This is a genomic window from Winogradskyella sp. PG-2, assembly GCF_000828715.1.
Lineage (GTDB): Bacteria > Bacteroidota > Bacteroidia > Flavobacteriales > Flavobacteriaceae > Winogradskyella.
On sequence record NZ_AP014583.1, the window covers coordinates 509,207 to 527,309 of the forward strand.

Genomic DNA, 18,103 nt, shown 5'->3' on the forward strand with positions numbered 1-18,103 from the left:
ATTATATAGGTTTATAGTTTTATGATGTAGTTGACTCCGTAGTTTACAGGTCTGGTTTCGGTATCTTCAGGATTATTATCAGCATTCCCTCCGCTGACGTCAGTATTACCAAATATACTATGTGTATGGTTTCCAGCAATATCAGAATCATTTGTTGCTTGTGGCAAAGAACCAGAAACAAATCCTATCCTAATATTAGTATAAGTCTCACCATACTGAACATTTATCAAAGACTCCGTCTTTAAGTGTTTATGAGCACCATCTGAAGAAGTTACCAAGCTACCAGAATCATGGTTATGGCTTTTATAATCATCATCTTGCGTTTCATTAAGAACAGTTTCAGTACTTGTCATGTTATTTGAACCCGCACCTCTTAAAAACATACCTCCTAAATCTGGTGCATTGTTACCAATCATGGCAATTAGTTTAGTAGCGGTTGTTGGTAAAGTTTGTCCGTTACACAAAGCCCAACCAGCAGGCACATCAGAACTTGTACCAACAAAAGGCATAATAGAACCTGTTGGCACACCATTATTTGCTGCAATAGCATAAGGTACATGGTTTAGTTTTTCATTAGAAATTGTAGTACCACCTTCACTTATTTTTAGATAGGCTTGTTGGTTAGCCATAGTCGCATTGTTTTCTACACCTGCTTCTAAAACATAAGAAAACACCCCAAAATTATCTGTAGTTAAATTAGCGTCTACTGGACTTCCAATAGGCACAATAGTAGTACCATCTAAATAATACAACTCAAATGTGAGCGTAATTGGTGTATTGATCCTTGCTGTATTGTTAGCATCTCTTGCAATACCTTGTATGGCAATACCAGAAGCTTCTGCTGAGGTTTGTGCATAATTAAGTGTTGCTATAAAAAGTAGCACAACTGTTAAGAATAGATTTTTCGTTTTCATTTGGTTATAAGTTTACGGTTATACATAGCTAGTGAAAATGGCAGAGTACCAATTCATTGTGCAATGTACCTTTAGACCTAGAGGCAAACAATACGTAGGTTATGCAACAACTACGTAGGCTTACGTAGAAACTTATAGATTGAAATACAGGCCGACTAAGCCTGAGATGGTTTTAAAGAAACGCGTGTGGCTTAATTTGGTCTACGATTTATATTGAGAATATAAACTCTTTATGGGCTTTTGCCCAATTAGAAAGGGCGTCCATATCTGGTGATAAACCAAGTTTGTTAATAATGTTAGAACGGTGTTTTTCTATAGTTCTGCTTGATACACTGAGTTGTTCGCCAACTTCTTTTGAGGATAAACCTTGGGCTACCAAGCGTACAATAGTACGCTCTGAAGGTGATAAAAACTTAATCTTTTGAAGTTCTGGTACTACCTCTGTCTTAAGTACATTATTAAAAATGGCACTAAAATAAGACTCACCATTACTTATACTTTGTATGCACTTATGGAGTTCTAAAAAAGGTTCATCTTTAATAATATAACCAGAGATATTTAATTTCTTAGCTTTGTAAACAAAGGCCTTCTCCTTGTGTGAGGTTAAAATTATAAACTTAGTTTTTACATCTTTTTCTTTACACTTTTTAATAACCTCAAACCCTGTTAACAATGGCATTTCTTCATCTAAAATCGCTATAGTTGGTTGTAATTGTACAATCTTATTGAGGGCCACAGCACCATTCTCCGCAGAAGCAATTAGATTATAATTATAGGCCTTTAACTGATCTACTAAACCTTTTAATAATAAAGGATGATCGTCTGCAACCACGAGTGTAAGTTTGTTGGTCATTTATAAACTGGTATATGAACTAATAAAGATGTACCCTTGCCTGGTTTACTTTTTATAGATAGGTTTCCTTTTAACATACTTATGCGTTCTGCCATGGTTTTTAAGCCTAAGCTATTTTGTTTAATCATTTCTTTGACTTCAAAGCCTTGTCCATTATCTTTAATTAAGACTTTAATACCGTCTTTTTGCTTATTTATACTTACGATTAAAGTTTTGGCTTTGGCATGTTTTAATACATTATTTACAGATTCTTGAATGAACCTATAAAAATTAAGGGATTCCGTTCTATCAAAATTGGTATTAACGTCGTCAATTTCTACCGATACGAATAGATCTGATTCTTCATCTAAATCTAACAACAATTGCTCGATACTATCCGTTAGACCTAGTTTTGTTAATGTAATGGGATACAAATTCCTAGAAATACTCCGTACTTCTTCTAAAGCATTGTGTGCTAATTCAGATAGTACAACTTGGTCCGTATTCTGAGCTTTCATTTTTAGTAAAGTGATTTGTTGGCCAACACTATCATGAAGTTCTTTTGCAATACGTATTCGATCTTTCTCTTGGGTTTTAATAAGTTCTTGAGAAAATTCTTGATGTGTCTGTTCTCTTTTCTTTGCACTCAGAAAAGAGCGGTATACCATAATGCTACCAAATAAGACTAACAACCCTAAAGAACTAAAAATTAATAGTTGAGTTTTAGTTTTATTCTCAAAATCTAATTGACTAATACTAGCTTTTTGCCTTTCTATCTCCAAATCCCGTTTTTCAGTTTCGTATAGAGTTTGGTAATATGCCAACGATTTTACATTTTGAATATTTGAAATAGAATCTTTTAACTGGTAATGTTTTAAAAGATGTTTATTATAATTCTCAGTATCGCCTTTGACCTCATAGACACTTGCCAAAAATTGTTCTGCCAAGGAAATTTCTTCAATAGAATATACTTTTTTGTTAATTAATATGTTTAGGAACTCATTACCATATTTCACAGCTTCTTCATAATCACCTTTTGTAAAAGACAATATACTTTTTGCCTTTAAATATTTTTCTCTTAGCTCAGGAGACTTTTTTTCTAAATATAAAGTATTTAAGTCTTGAAAATATTTTTCTGCAATAACTAAGCTATCATTTTTGCAATATGCCGCAATTAGTTGCACTAAAAAATATGGCTTTCTTAAAAATGCGTTATTTGTTTTACTATTCGCCAAAAAGGCAGCCTTGATATTAACTAATTGTTTTTCGATATCACCCTTTCTATCATAATCTACTGAGGCATTGTAATATAAATTACTCAAGGTTATGTATCTACTCGTGTTTCCTATCAGTGAAATAGCCTCATTTCGTACTTTTTCGGCCTCATCATAAAAAGCATTTTTACTGTAGAGTATTGCTAGTGAATTTTTAGCCGCAACGCTATTTGAGGTATCTTTTAGTCTTGTGAATATTTGTGAAGCCTCTTTTAAACTTTGAGACGCTTCAGCGAACTTGCCCGTTTCAGATTGATTATAACCCGTATACATTGTCGCCAATCCATATAGTTGTTGGTCTTTTGCTTTTAGAGCGTAGTCTTTGGTGATTGAGTAATAATCATAAGATTTATCGATATTGCCTGTATAGTAATAACTGTCTGCTGCATTTAAATAAATTCTGCCAACAGATTTATAGTCCGCACCATCTTTTAATTTGTCTATATAAGTATTGAATAGTTTAAGTCCTTCTTCTGGTTTACCTAAAAAATTATTATAAAAGTCTATTAAATCCTTTACTTGATTGGCTGCTAAACTCAAAGAATCTAAATCTATTGCCAATTTAATGGTTTGTCGCACTATGGAATCATATTTGTACTCGGGATTGCGATATGTAAGTCTTGTAAGACTATCCATTAATATGAGACGCTCAGCCTTATCAGTTTGTTTGATTTTCGAATTAAAAAAATCAATTTTAGATTGTAGCTCATCACCTTGGTCCTGTACGAATAAATACGAGCCAAATAAAAAGATAATAATAGACAGAAAATATCTCATAAGGATTTTATAAAGATAACCCTTTTAAATAAAACTATAAGTTTGGTTATTCCGACATTAGTACGCAAACTATAAGATATATTCTATAAAATATTTACGGTATATTCAAATATTTATGGGTTTGTAAGGACACTTTCCATTTGGGATTCGCCATCACATAATCTACAATTTGCGGCATCATCTTTTCGCGTTTGCTCCACTCTGGTTGTAAATACAAAATGCAATCTTTATTAACCTTAGCAGCTTGTTCTTCGGCAAACTTAAAGTCATCTTTATTATAGACAATACATTTTAGCTCATGAGCTTCATTATAAACCTCTTCAGTTGGTAATTTCATTTTCTTTGGTGACAAACAAATCCAATCCCATTGACCTGTAAGTTTGTACGCACCAGAGGTTTCTATATGCGTTTGTACTCCTTTAGCCTTTAATTGCTCAGTTAAAGGACCCATATCCCAAGTAAGAGGCTCTCCACCAGTTACAACGATGGTATTGCTATATTTTACCGCATTCTCGACAATTTTAGAAGTCTCTGTTGGTGGATGTAATTCTGCCAACCAACTTTCTTTAACATCGCACCAATGGCAACCTACATCACAACCACCTATTCTTACAAAATATGCTGCAGTTCCTTTATGATATCCTTCACCTTGGATGGTGTAAAATTCTTCCATTAAAGGCAATAAATGACCTTTATCTATAAGGGCTTGTTTTTCTCGTCTTGTCATAGTCTGCAAAGATAGTTTAAAAGTTATTGTTATTTCGCAGCAATGACATCGATTTCTATACTTGCTCCACCTGCTAAACCTGCTGCTGCAAATGTAGTACGTGCAGGTTTTTTTGTAAAGTATTGTGAGTAAACAGAGTTGAATGCTTTAAAATCGTTGATATCCTTCAGAATCACAGTGCATTTCACAACCTGATCTAAAGACAAATTATGATATTTTAATACGTCTATAATATTTTCAATGACTTGTTTGGTTTCTGCTTCAATACCTCCAGGAACTAAAGTCCCTTTTTTATGATCCTTACCAATCTGCCCAGTCAGAAACAATTGATTATCAGTTTCTACGGCATCACTAAATAGAACATTTGCTCTACTTGGTTCATGAGATTGATGAAATATAATTTCTGAATCAGAACCTTCACAAGAATGAAAACCAATAAAAAGTAGGCTCATAAATATTAAAAGTTTTGTCTTCATTTTACTAGGTTTTAAACTTGACTAAAATTACGTTATTTTTATGCAAATATTCTGACTAATGAGTAATTCTGACAAATTCAAAAAAGACATAGCTGACGGTAACACATTTAAAGGTCACTATATCACTTTAGGGGCTGCGATGCTAGATGGTGAAACCATGACTAACTCTTATGTTAATGTACCGCTTAAAACCATGAACAGACATGGTTTAATTGCTGGTGCTACTGGTACAGGTAAAACCAAAACATTACAAGTCTTAGCAGAAAACCTTTCAGAAAAAGGTGTACCCGTTTTATTAATGGATATAAAAGGGGATTTAAGTGGTTTGGCAAAAGCAAGTCCAGGACATCCAAAAATTGATGAACGTCACGAAAAAATTGGTCTACCATTTGATCCAAAATCATTTCCGGTAGAAATTATGACCTTGTCAGAGCAAGATGGTGTTAGATTAAGAGCAACCATTAGTGAATTTGGGCCAGTTTTAATATCTAGAATTCTAGGTGTTACAGAAACACAAGCTGGGATTATATCCGTGATTTTTAAGTATTGTGATGATAATCAACTACCACTTTTAGATCTTAAAGATTTTAAGAAAATCCTTCAATATGCAACTAGTGAAGGAAAAAAAGAATTTGAAGAAGCTTATGGAAGAATCTCTACGGCTTCTACAGGAGCCATATTAAGAAAGCTCGTAGAAATAGAACAACAAGGAGGAGATATCTTCTTTGGTGAAACCTCTTTTGATACTCAAGATTTATTGCGTGTTGACGAGAATGGACGTGGTTATATTAATATCATAAGACTTACGGATATTCAAGATAAACCAAAGCTGTTTTCAACTTTTATGTTGAGTTTATTAGCAGAAATTTATTCTACCTTCCCAGAACAAGGAGATAGTGGGCGACCGGAACTTATTATGTTTATTGACGAAGCCCATTTAATATTTAATGAAGCGTCTGATGCCTTATTAAACCAAATTGAAAGTATTGTAAAACTAATTCGTAGTAAAGGTGTTGGTTTGTATTTTGTAACTCAAAACCCAACAGATGTGCCAGAGGCTGTTCTTGGTCAGTTAGGTTTAAAAGTACAGCATGCACTGCGAGCATTCACTGCTAAAGATAGAAAAGCAATTAAGTTAACTGCACAAAACTATCCCGACACTGATTATTATGATACTGCAGAAGTATTAACTTCTTTAGGAATTGGTGAAGCTTTAGTATCTGCTTTAGATGAAAAAGGAAAACCAACTCCATTAGCAGCAACCATGATGCGTGCTCCTATGAGTCGTATGGATATTTTAACGGAAGCTGAACTAGGTAATTTATTAGCACAATCTAAACTCGCTAGAAAATATAACAAAGAAGTAGATAGAGAAAGTGCTTATGAAATGCTTAATGCAAAAATTAAATTGGCAGAAGCAGAAGAAGCAAAACAAAAAGCTAAAGAAGAACAAGACGCTTTAAAACGTACCGAAAGCAAACGAAAATCTAGTTCTTCTAGAAGACGTAGTTCTAGACAAAACCCTATTGTTAAAGTTTTATCTAGTCCTACGGTAATTCGAAGTGTTTTAGGTATTTTAACTAAAATGCTTAAATAATATAACCCTAAATCTTAGATATGAAGAATACATTTTGTGTGATAATAATATGCGCTTTATTATTATCGAGCTGTGCAAAAGACAGCAAACCTAATCCGTTTTTAATTGAAAAAAATAATATCGGATTACTTACCGATTCTACGCAAGTAAAAGAGTTAGATACTATTTTTAGCAACGACTCTGTAGTAAGATATATTGCTGGTGATGAATTTGCTGGTTCTATAAATAGTATTGAAGTTTATGAAAAAGGTGGTCTTAAACTATTGGACTTATCACCAAAAGAAGCTTTAGATTCTACTTCTGTTATTTCTAGTGTTCGTATTATCGACTCGCGCTATAAAACGGAAAAAAATATTTCTACAATTAGTACGTTTGGAGAATTACAAGCGGCTTATAAAGTTTCAAAAATTGATAATCTCATTAATTCTATTGTTATATCAGTGAATGAAATTAACGCTTCGTTTACTATTGATAAAAAAGAGCTACCTGCAAGTATGCGTTTTGATATGGATATGACTATTGATGCAATTCAAATTCCAGAAAAAGCAAAAATTAAATTTTTTATGGTACACTGGTAATCATATATTAAAATATTAGCTTACAAGTAAGTAGCAAAATATGAAAGAGGGAAAAAAATATACACTACAGACGACTCCATTTGTTGTACCTACAACTGATGGAAAAGTTATTAAAGAGCATTTTGGTTTGGCAAGTGATGGTAATTCTAACCTTAGTATTGCGCACATGATAGCGCCTGCTGGCTGGAGTGAACCCTTTCAGACACCAGAATTTGATGAATATACCTTTATCATTAAAGGAAAAAAACAATTTATTATTGAAGACGAAACTATAGTTCTAGAAGCTGGACAATCCATAAAAGTAGAAAAACAAACAAGATTGCAATACTCTAATCCATTTGCAGAACCTTGTGAATATATTGCTATATGCTTGCCAGCATTTTCAATAGATTCTGTAAATAGAGAGTAAATTATATGAGTAGTTTCCTTATAAAATCAATAGGCAATGTGTTAAATGCTACAAGTCTAATTTCTTCAAAGTATGCCTCTGAAAAAGCAATAGATTTATTTGCTTCTCCACGAAAAGGACGTTATACTGACGATCAGCGTAAGATTATTCATTCTGCATTTTTTCAAGAGTTTCAATATGATAATTTAGATATCGCAACATATCGATGGGTAGGCAAAGGAAAAAAAATATTACTAGCGCATGGTTGGGAAAGTAATACGTCACGTTGGGAATATATTTTAGAGGATTTAAAAGCTCAAGATTACCACGTTCTAGCATTAGACGCACCTGCTCATGGTCGTTCTGGAGGCAAACAATTTAATGCGGTTCTTTACTCTGAATTTATAAATGTCGTCGCTCAAAATTTTCAGCCCGAAATCATAATAGGGCATTCTGTAGGTGGTATGGCAAGTGTTTTTTGTATGCATAATCATCAATTAACTTCCGTAAATAAAATGGTATTACTTGGTGCACCAGCACATTTTATAGGGGTATTTTCTAGATATAAAACAATGATGGGTTTCAATAATAGGATTTCTAATGGCTTAGATCATATTGTTTTAGAACGCTTTGGTAAACCTGTAGACTATTTTTCTGCAGCTACTTTTACCGAATCTATTGAAGCCAAAGGTTTGATTATTCACGATAAAAAAGACATAATCATCCCTTATGAAGATGCACAATTATTTGCAAGTCATTATAAAAACTCTGAATTGATAACTACTAAAGGTTTTGGACACGGGTTAAAACATACTTCGCTGACTCCACGAATAGTTGAGTTTATAAATAGTTAATCTTTATTGTACTTTTACGACATGTTTGAAGATTTGAAACGCCTTAATAAATACCTCAGTGAAGCAGGTTACTGCTCACGTCGCGAAGCAGATCGTTTAATAGATGCTGGTCGAGTAACCATCAACGATTTGGTACCAGAAATGGGAACTAAGGTGTCTCTTGGAGATATCGTCAAAGTGGATGGAGAAATTATTGGAGGACGTAAAGATGATTTCGTTTATTTAGCCTTTAACAAGCCAATTGGTATTGTTTGTACAACAGATACAAGAGTTGAAAAAGATAATATCATTGACTATATCAATTATCCTAAACGTATATTCCCAATAGGTAGATTAGATAAGCCAAGTGAAGGGTTAATTCTACTGACTGATGATGGAGATATCGTTAATAAAATTCTTAGAGCTAGTAACAATCACGAAAAAGAATACGTAGTTACTGTAGACAAACCTATTTCTCAAACATTTATTGAGCGTATGGCTGGTGGTATTTATATTGAAGACTTAGGCAAACGCACTAAAAAATGCGAGGTTAAAAAAATAGACAAGTTCACCTTTAGTATTATCCTTACCCAAGGTCTAAATAGACAAATTCGTAGAATGTGTGAATATCTTAATTACGAAGTTCAAACATTAAAACGTATTAGAATTATGAATATTAAACTCGATATGCCTCTTGGGAAATATCGTGAACTCACAAAAGAAGAGTTCAAAACTCTAAGTGAATTGATAATTGAATCTAAAAAGACATTCGAGGCAAAACAACAGGTTCAAAGAAGAAACAGACGTTAATTAAATCTTAATTAACAATTGATTTAGATCGATGATCTCTAACTTTAGAACTGATTATTTAATCAATCATTATCAAAATGAAGTCAGTCCTGTCAATAGTGTTTCTAATCACTTTTACGGCTTATTCTCAAAATAATTATTCTGTTTCTGCTACTAACCTTTTTGGATTACCAAATCCTGAAGCCCCAGAACAAATTAAAGATTACCAATCCTTAATAGGAAAGTGCAATTGTAAATCGGTATCTAGAAATCCAGACCAAACTTGGGCTGATTCTGTTGACATGACCTGGGAATGGAAATACATAATGAATGGCATGGCTGTGCAAGATGAAACTATAAAAGCAGATGGCAAACATTCTGGGAGCATACATCAGTTTATTACAGATAGTAGTAAATGGTATGTTCATTATTACGCTTCTGGCTCACCATCAACTAAATTACCGACTTGGGAAGGCAGTAAAACTGAGGATGGTAAAATTGTATTATATCGCAATCAAAAAGCACCAAACGGAATGGAAGGCTGGTTTCGCTTAACGTTCTATGATATTAGTGATCTAGGTTACAAATGGATTGGTGAATGGACGGATAAAACTGAAACTACCACTTTTGCTACATGGAAAATTGATTGCACTAGAGATGCTAAAAACAATTCTGATTTAGATGCCATTAAAAATAATATCAAAGCTTTTTCAAAAGCTTATATGAATAGTGATGTTGAAGCCTTAGCAAATATGTACACAAATGATGGGAAAATTTTTCCAAACAATAGGCAAATTATGTCTGGTAAAACGGATTTAAAAAACTACTGGACTGTTCCTAAGGGTGTGAAAATCCTCCATCACAAAGTAACTCCTTCAGAAATATATATTGAACATAATACAGCCTACGATTACGGTTATTACGAAGGCAAAACTTTCACTAAAGAAAAAAAAGAAGTGTCTTGGCAAGGCCAAGACATAATAGTATGAAAAAAAATAGATGGCGACTGGAAAATATATTTAGACATTTGGAATAACGTTTCAAGTCCGCCAAACTAAATTTAGTAACAGATAATAAAAACAAAAAGATTAATTTTATTGTAGTTGATAATGGTTAAATCAATTTGTTTATAGCTCACTATAACTTAAAGTTTAGTGAGCTTTTTTTTGTTTTATCTTAAAAAGATTATAATAAATAAGTTGTCTGATACGATATTATTAAATGACAAATTGCCAATTAGATCAATCACTTTTTAGTAAATATTTATAATACTAAACCTTAATAACTGGTATTTACTTACTTTAGTTTTAAGCATGCAACAAACACCTTCTTTTGACACTTTGACATCGGTATTTCTATTTGCTGTCGCAATGGGATTTTTTTTGTTTGGCATTTTAATGGTTAATAAGAATAAACGCAATTATCCTATTGCATTTTTAGTATTGTCATTTTCTGCTATTCTATTTTCATATGTATTATATTGGACAAAGTACAATACCATAATCTCTTATTTTAATTCATTTCAATTTATCGGCTATTATTCTACAGGGCCACTTCTGTATTTATACATCCATAAACTATATAATATAAAAATGAAATATTTTGCTCTTCATTTTATACTTACAGTGCTATGGGTTTTTCTAACTTTAGTTATTTGGTGTCGCTACATTTTTGATTACCAGTTTGGATTTAGTCCAATATTTACATTCTTTGCCAATTACATTTTAATTATAAGCCATTTAATGATTTACTTTTTTTTGATTTTAAGGCTCATCAAAAAAAATAATAAAACCGAAACAGAGTTTGAAAAAATTCGCTATTAATGGATAAAAGTTTTACTTACGCTTTACTCAATTTTCTTGGCTTCTTATATCTCATACTATGTATTAGTAAATTTTTCATTTTTTAATAAACAATGGGATTATATGATTTCAATCTCAATGACCATTGCTATTTATACTATAGGTTATTTTGTTTACAAAGAGCCAGAAATTTTTAATGGAGAATTTTTTGCTAATATATTTCTTCCAATAAAGTATAAAAACGAAACTTTTGAAGACCACCTAATTAATGAATTTTACAATAATTTGGTTAATTATATTGAGAATGAAAAACCATTCACTAATAATGAACTCAGACTAGCAAACCTTGCAGATAAAGTTGGTTATTCTGCGCACTTATTATCTAAAGTTATTAATAAAAAATCTGGTAAAAACTTCAATAATTTTATAAATGACTATCGTCTAATAGAAGCTGAAAAATTATTAATAGCTGATAAGAACCACAGTATTAAAACCATTTACTTTAATGTTGGTTTTAACAACAAAGTCACCTTTTATAAGTCCTTTAAAGAAAAACACAACTGTACACCTTCAGAATTTAAAAAAAGTAAACATTTATAATTACAAACTTATTAATTCATATTTTCATGTTACTTAGAGTAGATTTTAAAACTCATCATCATGAAAAAAACGTTAACAGTAATCTTAATATTATTTTTAGTTCTAGGCTCGTTTGCTCAAAACAGTAATCCTTATCAACCAGACTTTAGAAATAAAAAATATAAGAAGGTTATAGAGACGGCTAAAAAACAGCTAAAAACTAATCCAAAAAGACTCAATGGCTAATTACTATATGGGTTATAGTTATGCCAATTTAAATCAGCATAAAAAAGCTATTAAGAATTTTAAAACTGCAAAAATCAATGGCTTAAAAGGGCCTTTTGTAGTATTAAGACTAGCACAAAGCTATACTGCAGATAAACAAACAGAAAAAGCTTTCTCACAACTAAAGATATTAGATAGTTTAAACGTAGGGTTTTATAATCAACTAGACCAACCTGCTTTCGACCCGTTAAAAGATGATTCTCGGTTTAAAAAAATTAAAAACAATATGTACAAACGTGCTAACCCTTGCAAGTTTGATAATAATTATAGAAAATTTGATTTTTGGTTAGGTGAATGGGATGTCTATTCTCAAAATCAAAAAATTGCAGAAAGTAGTATCACAATAACCAATGGAGATTGTGGCATCTTAGAAAACTGGAGACCAAATGGGAGTAATGGAGGTAACTCAATTAGTTATTATGATTCCTCTAACAAAAAATGGAAACAAAATTGGGTTGCCGGTGGAGGTGTAAGCCATTATGAAGAACCAAAACAATATAGTACTGGAGACATGCAATTGATTGCTAAAGGCAACGGTCCTTGGTATCGAATGGTTTATACTTTTAATGAAACTGAAGATACTGTTAGGCAAACACAAGAAGTCAGTAATGACAAAGGAAAAACATGGACTTTAGCTTTTGATGGCTTATATAAAAGAAAACAAAAAGATTAATTTTATTGTAGTTGATAATGGTTATATCGATTTTTTTATAGCTTACTAAAACCTAGTGTTTTGGTAAGTTTTTTTATTTTATCTTTAAACTCTAAATGAACCAAATATTATGACCAATTTATCGCCCTTTCATTTAGCTATTCCTGTAGACAATTTATCTAAATGCAGAAATTTCTATACTAACACTTTAAACCTAGATGAAGGTAGAAGTAGTGACCATTGGGTAGATTATGATTTTTTCGGTCATCAATTAGTTATTCATTATAAATCTAAAACAAAGGAAGATTCACACACTAATGCTGTAGATGGGAAAGCTGTTCCTGTACCTCATTTTGGAGTTGTGCTCGACTGGGATGTATTTCATCAATTTGCTGAGGAATTAAAATCTAAAGACATTCAATTTATTATTGAACCCTATATTAGATTTGAAGGACAATTGGGAGAACAAGCAACGATGTTTTTTAATGATCCATCTGGTAATGCATTAGAATTTAAGGCTTTTAAAGATAAGGGTCAGTTATTTGCTAAATAATTTTCGTCTTTTTTCTGAAAGATAGAATGATAAATAAATAATTAGAAATAATGGAATTATTATTAATTGCACTACTAATATATAGTAAGGCCATTCACCAAAATAATCTAAAACTGATGCTGATTTAGGCTTTTTTCTTAAATAAAAATAATTGGCATCTAAAAGATAATTTAGCCCTATCATAAGCACCACATATAACTGAAGTGCTAAAAAAGATTTAAAGACACTTTTTAAAACGGGTTTCATTTTAAAAACAAAAATGAAGTAAAAGATGCTGAAAACTACCAATCGCAACAGAATTTTGAGCGATATTAAGTAGTTGCATAACCAAAATATAGATTATCTATTATGCTTTCTATGTTGCTCTCTTGCCAAAAGCGTATTCTTTAATAACATAGCAATTGTCATAGGTCCTACTCCACCAGGCACTGGTGTAATAAAGCTTGCTTTCTTACTTACGTTTTCAAAATCTACATCACCAGTAATATAATAGCCCTTCTCTGAGTCATTTGGTACACGAGTAATACCAACATCGATAATAACAACCTCATCTTTAACCATTTCTACTTTTAAAAATTTCGGAATTCCTAATGCAGAAATTATAATATCTGCTTGAGAGGTAATTTGAGTAATATTCTTGGTATGACTATGAGTTAACGTCACCGTTGAATTTCCAGGAAATCCTTTACGACCCATTAAAATACTCATTGGACGACCAACAATATGCGATCTACCAATAACAACTGTATGTTTCCCTTTTGTTTCAACTCCATAACGATCTAAAAGCTCTAAAATCCCAAAAGGAGTAGCAGGAATAAATGTTGACATATCTAATGCCATTTTCCCAAAATTCATGGGATGAAAACCATCAACATCTTTATCTGGATTCACAGCCATTAATACTTTCTGCGTATTAATCTGTGGTGGAAGTGGTAACTGAATAATAAAACCATCTATATCGTCATTATTATTCAATTCTTCAATTTTATCTAATAGTTCTATTTCACTAGTAGTATTAGATAACCGAACCATAGTAGATTCAAATCCTATACGCTCACAGGCTCTAACTTTACTTCCAACATAGGTTAAACTAGCACCATCATTACCAACAATAACTGCAGCTAAATGGGGTACTTTCTCACCATTAGCTTTCATTAGTTTAACTTCTTCAGCAATTTCATTTTTAATGTCATTACTTACTTTTTTTCCGTCTAAAATTGTCATCTATTGGTAGTATTTATTAAATCTTATGTGTCTATCTTGGCATATTTTTCATGGCCTGCATCATACGTTTTCCGCCTCCACCTTGCATCATTTTCATCATTTTACTCATTTGTGTAAACTGTTTCAATAATTGATTTACTTCTTGTACTGATGTACCAGAGCCTTTACCTATTCGCTTTTTACGACTAGAATTAATAATTGAAGGATTAGAACGCTCAGCTGGAGTCATAGAATGTATTATGGCTTCAATACCTTTAAAAGCATCATCGTCTATATCAACACCTTTCATCATTTTTCCTGCGCCTGGTATCATACCAATTAAATCTTTCATGTTACCCATCTTCTTGATTTGCTGAATCTGTTTCAGAAAATCATCGAATCCAAATTGATTTTTAGCAATCTTCTTTTGTAGTTTCCTTGCTTCTTCTTCATCAAACTGCTCTTGCGCACGTTCAACAAGAGATACAACGTCACCCATTCCTAAAATACGATCTGCCATACGTGATGGATAGAACACATCAATAGCCTCCATCTTTTCACCAGTTCCAATAAACTTAATAGGTTTATTAACTATCGACTTAATAGAAATAGCAGCACCACCTCTAGTATCACCATCTAATTTGGTTAGAATTACACCATCAAAATTTAATATATCATTAAAAGCTTTAGCTGTATTGACTGCATCTTGTCCTGTCATAGAGTCTACAACAAACAATGTCTCTTGTGGTTGAATAGCTTTATGAATGTTTGATATTTCAGTCATCATGGCTTCATCTACAGCTAAACGACCAGCAGTATCAATAATGACTACATTATGACCATTAGCTTTAGCATGAGCAATACCAGCTTGTGAAATTGCAACAGGATCATTATTTCCTCTGTCACTAAAAACCTCAACACCGATTTGGTCACCAACAACATGTAACTGATCAATCGCAGCCGGACGATATACATCACAAGCAACTAATAAAGGTTTCTTTGTTTTCTTATTTTTAAGATAATTAGCCAATTTACCTGAAAAGGTGGTCTTACCAGAACCTTGTAAACCAGACATTAAAATAATACTTGGAGTTGAAGCGAGGTTAAGACCTTCTGCATCACCACCCATAAGTTCGGTCAACTCATCTTTAACGATTTTAACCATTAATTGACCTGGTTGTAGTGTCGTTAATACATTTTGACCTAAAGCTTTTTCTTTAACTCTATTAGTAAATTCTTTTGCAATTTTAAAGTTAACATCGGCATCTAAAAGCGCACGTCTTACTTCTTTTAATGTCTCTGCCACATTTACTTCCGTAATGCTCCCATGACCTTTTAAAACATGTAACGCTTTATCTAACTTATCACTTAAATTATTGAACATAATCTCATCTCTTTTAGAAGTTGCAAATTTATGAAATTACAAGAGATAAACGAATTGGATATTTATAAATATCTGGCCTATTATATTTGAATATAATAAAAAGAAAAGAGTCGCATTACGGTAAGCGACTCTTTTCATCAACTAAACTTACTAAAATTACTAACTTTCAGCGGGTTTTCTTCTTATTCACAATTTCTTTCTAATACTAAAATATCATCTCCTCTATGAAGTTCTAAGCGATCTGTTTCACATTCAACCACTAACCATTCTCCGGTTATTGCTTGAATATTTGGTCCAGCAACATTTGAAAATGATACTACAACACCAACACTAGATTGAGATGTTGACCAAGTGGCATCTATTGTTTGAGAATCAGTATATATTACTACGATTTGGCTATTAGCTTCGAAATGAAAATTCCACTCCATTAGATTGTCACTTCCATTGTAGTTTACAGCATTCCAGATACATTCTAACAAGAAGGCATCTACATCCTCTTCAGAACACTCTGCTTGACTACAATCTTCTAACAATAATAGAATGGGAAATACTTGGAATTGATTATCTATTTCAACTTTTACATAAATGGTCTGCTCAATAGCAATGTTTGTATATGCTTCTGGATTTGCAATAGGATTTGCACCATCCTCAGCATCTGCTAGAGTTTCGTGATACGTTACAACATTAGCACTAGGTGTACAATTTGCAAATGCAATGGTTAAATTAAATATTTCAAATCCATCATTTCCTTCATCACACAATTCAATGACGGCATCAAAGCTTTCAAAACACTCAAACATATTACATTCAAAGGCATTAAGGTAAATACTAAATACTTCGAAATTTCCACTCTCTGCTTCTATTCTTAGATAGACTTGCCCACTTGTAGATACGTAAGATTCTGTATTTGATATCGCACCAACATTTGCTTCTGCATCTGGTAAAGAGATATGAAACGATGGTATATAACTCTCTATACAATCGGTTAAACCTATTGTATTTGCACTTATATTAAACTCGGCTTCTTCTGCATCATTAGCACATTCTACCAATTCATAATCACTAAAACAATTAAACACATCTTCATCATTTTGGCAATATTGTTCTAAAACAATTACTGTATTCTCTTTAACTATCGTTATATAATCATCATTACACTCTACAATTAACCAATCTCCTTCAAGGTCTTCTTGAAAAGCCGTTAATTCAGATATTGTAAGAATGATTCCTTCATTATTAGCGGTTAAGCTCCAGTAACCACCTATTGCTGATACTGCCAATCCTTCAGGAAGTAATAATTCTCCATTGGCATTAAAAACCATTTGGTAATTATCATAAGCATCCATCTCATTAGAGAAATCCCAAGGACACTCTTGTAAAATACTACTAATATCTGTAATTGAACAATCTAAATCATCTTCACAATCTTGTTCAAAAAACAATCCTGTCCCTTCTACTGTAAGATGCTCAAACTTTAATTCATTATCATCACATTCTATGACTAACCAATTTCCATATTGTTGCTCATAATAATAAAATGAAGCAATATTAAGTTCTAGCCCATTATCTGTTTCAGAAAGCTCCCAAGTTGTTGTATTCGGCTGATCAGTAATTCCGTCTATAACTAAAATCCCATCATCACTAAAAGTGAAAATATATGGTCCATCCAAATCGTCTAGGTTATCATTTATATATAAAAATACTTCCCAAGGGCATTCTACAAGATTCAATGTGATTTCTTCTTCTTCACAACCCTCCTCTTCATCATCATCGCAATCATCTTCTGCAGATGCTATTGCTTCAGCTAATGCTTCGTTAGAATCCACTTCAAGAGTTTCCCCATCTGCAAATTCTAGTATTACTGGATAATTTAAACTTACTATCAATACATTTTCGTCTTCTTCTAAATCTTCGAAAAACTCATAAAGTGCTTCGTCATTTTCAATAATTATAGTATCTATTAGGTTAAATTCTGAATTAAATACTGAAAAATAAATAGGATATACAAAGTCAACACATTCAATAAAATCATCTTCTTCTTCACATGTATTAATGTAGCTAGCAAGTTGATCTTCATTTTCAATTACTAACTCTGTATAATCACTAAATATTAAAGTAATTGGGAAAACAAAATCTAAAAAATCATCGTCATCGTTTAAATCGTTAAACAAATCTTCTAATTGCTCTAAATCATCTTCGGTCTCTATGACTATTGTAATATCACTTATAACAATTGTTACTGGTAATTCAACTGAAAAGCAACTAGACCCATCTAATATATTATCTGCAGCTCCATAATTTGCTGTTGTATTACTAATTAACATTCCTAAAGTAGAATTAGGATCAATAGTTTCTTGTAGATCTGGATTATTGATTTCCGTAGCTTCATCTTGACAGGCTGTAAAGCTTAAAAGGGCAAAAAGGAAGAAAACTAGTAGGTAATTATTTTTCGTTTTCATG

18 protein-coding genes are annotated in these 18,103 nt (G+C 32.2%); 10 read left to right on the forward strand and 8 right to left on the reverse strand.

Features of this window, described 5'->3' with window-relative positions:
* Positions 1-11: 11 nt before the first annotated feature.
* The 5 genes from WPG_RS02275 to WPG_RS02295 all read right to left on the reverse strand — a co-directional run bounded on the left by WPG_RS02275 (position 12) and on the right by WPG_RS02295 (position 5,000).
* Positions 12-914, reverse strand: coding sequence for a tail fiber protein (locus WPG_RS02275; RefSeq protein WP_045468839.1), 903 nt, complete (start codon positions 912-914; stop codon positions 12-14).
* A 208-nt stretch (positions 915-1,122) separates the two neighbouring features.
* Positions 1,123-1,767: a response regulator gene (locus WPG_RS02280; RefSeq protein ID WP_045468842.1), complete on the reverse strand. Its 645-nt coding sequence runs from the start codon at positions 1,765-1,767 to the stop codon at positions 1,123-1,125.
* On the reverse strand, positions 1,764-3,797 hold the full coding sequence (locus WPG_RS02285; RefSeq protein ID WP_045468845.1) for a sensor histidine kinase: 2,034 nt from the start codon (positions 3,795-3,797) through the stop codon (positions 1,764-1,766). Before WPG_RS02285 ends, WPG_RS02280 begins: the two co-directional genes overlap by 4 nt.
* 94 nt (positions 3,798-3,891) lie before the next feature.
* Positions 3,892-4,524: a 7-carboxy-7-deazaguanine synthase QueE gene (locus tag WPG_RS02290; RefSeq protein WP_045468848.1), complete on the reverse strand. Its 633-nt coding sequence runs from the start codon at positions 4,522-4,524 to the stop codon at positions 3,892-3,894.
* Positions 4,525-4,553: 29 nt separating this feature from the next.
* Positions 4,554-5,000: a Rid family detoxifying hydrolase gene (locus WPG_RS02295; RefSeq protein ID WP_045468851.1), complete on the reverse strand. Its 447-nt coding sequence runs from the start codon at positions 4,998-5,000 to the stop codon at positions 4,554-4,556.
* Positions 5,001-5,058: 58 nt separating this feature from the next.
* Between WPG_RS02295 and WPG_RS02300 the strand changes: the two genes are divergently transcribed.
* The 10 genes from WPG_RS02300 (at position 5,059) to WPG_RS02350 (ending at position 13,056) form a co-directional block, all read left to right on the forward strand.
* The gene (locus tag WPG_RS02300) at positions 5,059-6,597 is read left to right on the forward strand and encodes a helicase HerA-like domain-containing protein (RefSeq protein ID WP_045468854.1); all 1,539 of its coding nucleotides are present in this window, start codon (positions 5,059-5,061) and stop codon (positions 6,595-6,597) included.
* Positions 6,598-6,617: 20 nt separating this feature from the next.
* Positions 6,618-7,175 (forward strand): hypothetical protein, encoded by a 558-nt coding sequence (locus WPG_RS02305; RefSeq protein ID WP_045468857.1) that lies wholly within the window; start codon positions 6,618-6,620, stop codon positions 7,173-7,175.
* Between the two features lie 40 nt (positions 7,176-7,215).
* The gene (locus WPG_RS02310; protein WP_045468860.1) at positions 7,216-7,584 is read left to right on the forward strand and encodes a cupin domain-containing protein; all 369 of its coding nucleotides are present in this window, start codon (positions 7,216-7,218) and stop codon (positions 7,582-7,584) included.
* Between the two features lie 5 nt (positions 7,585-7,589).
* Positions 7,590-8,417, forward strand: a complete 828-nt coding sequence (locus tag WPG_RS02315; protein ID WP_045468862.1) for an alpha/beta hydrolase — start codon at positions 7,590-7,592, stop codon at positions 8,415-8,417.
* Positions 8,418-8,438: 21 nt separating this feature from the next.
* Positions 8,439-9,206, forward strand: a complete 768-nt coding sequence (gene rluF, locus WPG_RS02320; protein ID WP_045468864.1) for a 23S rRNA pseudouridine(2604) synthase RluF — start codon at positions 8,439-8,441, stop codon at positions 9,204-9,206.
* A gap of 77 nt (positions 9,207-9,283) precedes the next feature.
* Complete coding sequence (locus WPG_RS18315) at positions 9,284-10,174, forward strand: YybH family protein (protein ID WP_197539931.1); 891 nt, start codon at positions 9,284-9,286, stop codon at positions 10,172-10,174.
* A 936-nt stretch (positions 10,175-11,110) separates the two neighbouring features.
* Positions 11,111-11,587: a helix-turn-helix domain-containing protein gene (locus tag WPG_RS02340; protein WP_144374402.1), complete on the forward strand. Its 477-nt coding sequence runs from the start codon at positions 11,111-11,113 to the stop codon at positions 11,585-11,587.
* Between the two features lie 60 nt (positions 11,588-11,647).
* Positions 11,648-11,812 (forward strand): hypothetical protein, encoded by a 165-nt coding sequence (locus tag WPG_RS18155; RefSeq protein ID WP_171817145.1) that lies wholly within the window; start codon positions 11,648-11,650, stop codon positions 11,810-11,812.
* Positions 11,805-12,524, forward strand: a complete 720-nt coding sequence (locus tag WPG_RS02345) for a tetratricopeptide repeat protein (RefSeq protein ID WP_144374403.1) — start codon at positions 11,805-11,807, stop codon at positions 12,522-12,524. Before WPG_RS18155 ends, WPG_RS02345 begins: the two co-directional genes overlap by 8 nt.
* A 109-nt stretch (positions 12,525-12,633) precedes the next feature.
* Positions 12,634-13,056: a VOC family protein gene (locus WPG_RS02350; RefSeq protein ID WP_045468873.1), complete on the forward strand. Its 423-nt coding sequence runs from the start codon at positions 12,634-12,636 to the stop codon at positions 13,054-13,056.
* Positions 13,057-13,395: 339 nt separating this feature from the next.
* On the opposite strand, the gene WPG_RS02360 is transcribed toward WPG_RS02350, so the two are convergent.
* From WPG_RS02360 to WPG_RS02370, 3 genes are all read right to left on the reverse strand, one after another.
* Positions 13,396-14,280, reverse strand: a complete 885-nt coding sequence (locus WPG_RS02360; RefSeq protein WP_045468878.1) for a bifunctional 5,10-methylenetetrahydrofolate dehydrogenase/5,10-methenyltetrahydrofolate cyclohydrolase — start codon at positions 14,278-14,280, stop codon at positions 13,396-13,398.
* Between the two features lie 31 nt (positions 14,281-14,311).
* Positions 14,312-15,643, reverse strand: a complete 1,332-nt coding sequence (ffh, locus tag WPG_RS02365; RefSeq protein WP_045468880.1) for a signal recognition particle protein — start codon at positions 15,641-15,643, stop codon at positions 14,312-14,314.
* A 182-nt stretch (positions 15,644-15,825) separates the two neighbouring features.
* The gene (locus WPG_RS02370) at positions 15,826-18,102 is read right to left on the reverse strand and encodes a hypothetical protein (RefSeq protein WP_045468882.1); all 2,277 of its coding nucleotides are present in this window, start codon (positions 18,100-18,102) and stop codon (positions 15,826-15,828) included.
* Position 18,103: the final 1 nt, after the last annotated feature.

Coding starts and splice junctions, on each gene's coding strand:
- WPG_RS02290 (WP_045468848.1), bottom strand. CDS start 4,524: ATGACAAGACGAGAAAAACAAGCCCTTATAGATAAAGGTCATTTATTG.
- ffh (WP_045468880.1), bottom strand. CDS start 15,643: ATGTTCAATAATTTAAGTGATAAGTTAGATAAAGCGTTACATGTTTTA.
- WPG_RS02370 (WP_045468882.1), bottom strand. CDS start 18,102: ATGAAAACGAAAAATAATTACCTACTAGTTTTCTTCCTTTTTGCCCTT.
- WPG_RS02315 (WP_045468862.1), top strand. CDS start 7,590: ATGAGTAGTTTCCTTATAAAATCAATAGGCAATGTGTTAAATGCTACA.
- WPG_RS02295 (WP_045468851.1), bottom strand. CDS start 5,000: ATGAAGACAAAACTTTTAATATTTATGAGCCTACTTTTTATTGGTTTT.
- rluF (WP_045468864.1), top strand. CDS start 8,439: ATGTTTGAAGATTTGAAACGCCTTAATAAATACCTCAGTGAAGCAGGT.
- WPG_RS02280 (WP_045468842.1), bottom strand. CDS start 1,767: ATGACCAACAAACTTACACTCGTGGTTGCAGACGATCATCCTTTATTA.
- WPG_RS02305 (WP_045468857.1), top strand. CDS start 6,618: ATGAAGAATACATTTTGTGTGATAATAATATGCGCTTTATTATTATCG.
- WPG_RS02310 (WP_045468860.1), top strand. CDS start 7,216: ATGAAAGAGGGAAAAAAATATACACTACAGACGACTCCATTTGTTGTA.
- WPG_RS02285 (WP_045468845.1), bottom strand. CDS start 3,797: ATGAGATATTTTCTGTCTATTATTATCTTTTTATTTGGCTCGTATTTA.
- WPG_RS02275 (WP_045468839.1), bottom strand. CDS start 914: ATGAAAACGAAAAATCTATTCTTAACAGTTGTGCTACTTTTTATAGCA.
- WPG_RS02360 (WP_045468878.1), bottom strand. CDS start 14,280: ATGACAATTTTAGACGGAAAAAAAGTAAGTAATGACATTAAAAATGAA.
- WPG_RS02300 (WP_045468854.1), top strand. CDS start 5,059: ATGAGTAATTCTGACAAATTCAAAAAAGACATAGCTGACGGTAACACA.
- WPG_RS02350 (WP_045468873.1), top strand. CDS start 12,634: ATGACCAATTTATCGCCCTTTCATTTAGCTATTCCTGTAGACAATTTA.
- WPG_RS02345 (WP_144374403.1), top strand. CDS start 11,805: ATGGCTAATTACTATATGGGTTATAGTTATGCCAATTTAAATCAGCAT.
- WPG_RS18315 (WP_197539931.1), top strand. CDS start 9,284: ATGAAGTCAGTCCTGTCAATAGTGTTTCTAATCACTTTTACGGCTTAT.
- WPG_RS18155 (WP_171817145.1), top strand. CDS start 11,648: ATGAAAAAAACGTTAACAGTAATCTTAATATTATTTTTAGTTCTAGGC.
- WPG_RS02340 (WP_144374402.1), top strand. CDS start 11,111: ATGATTTCAATCTCAATGACCATTGCTATTTATACTATAGGTTATTTT.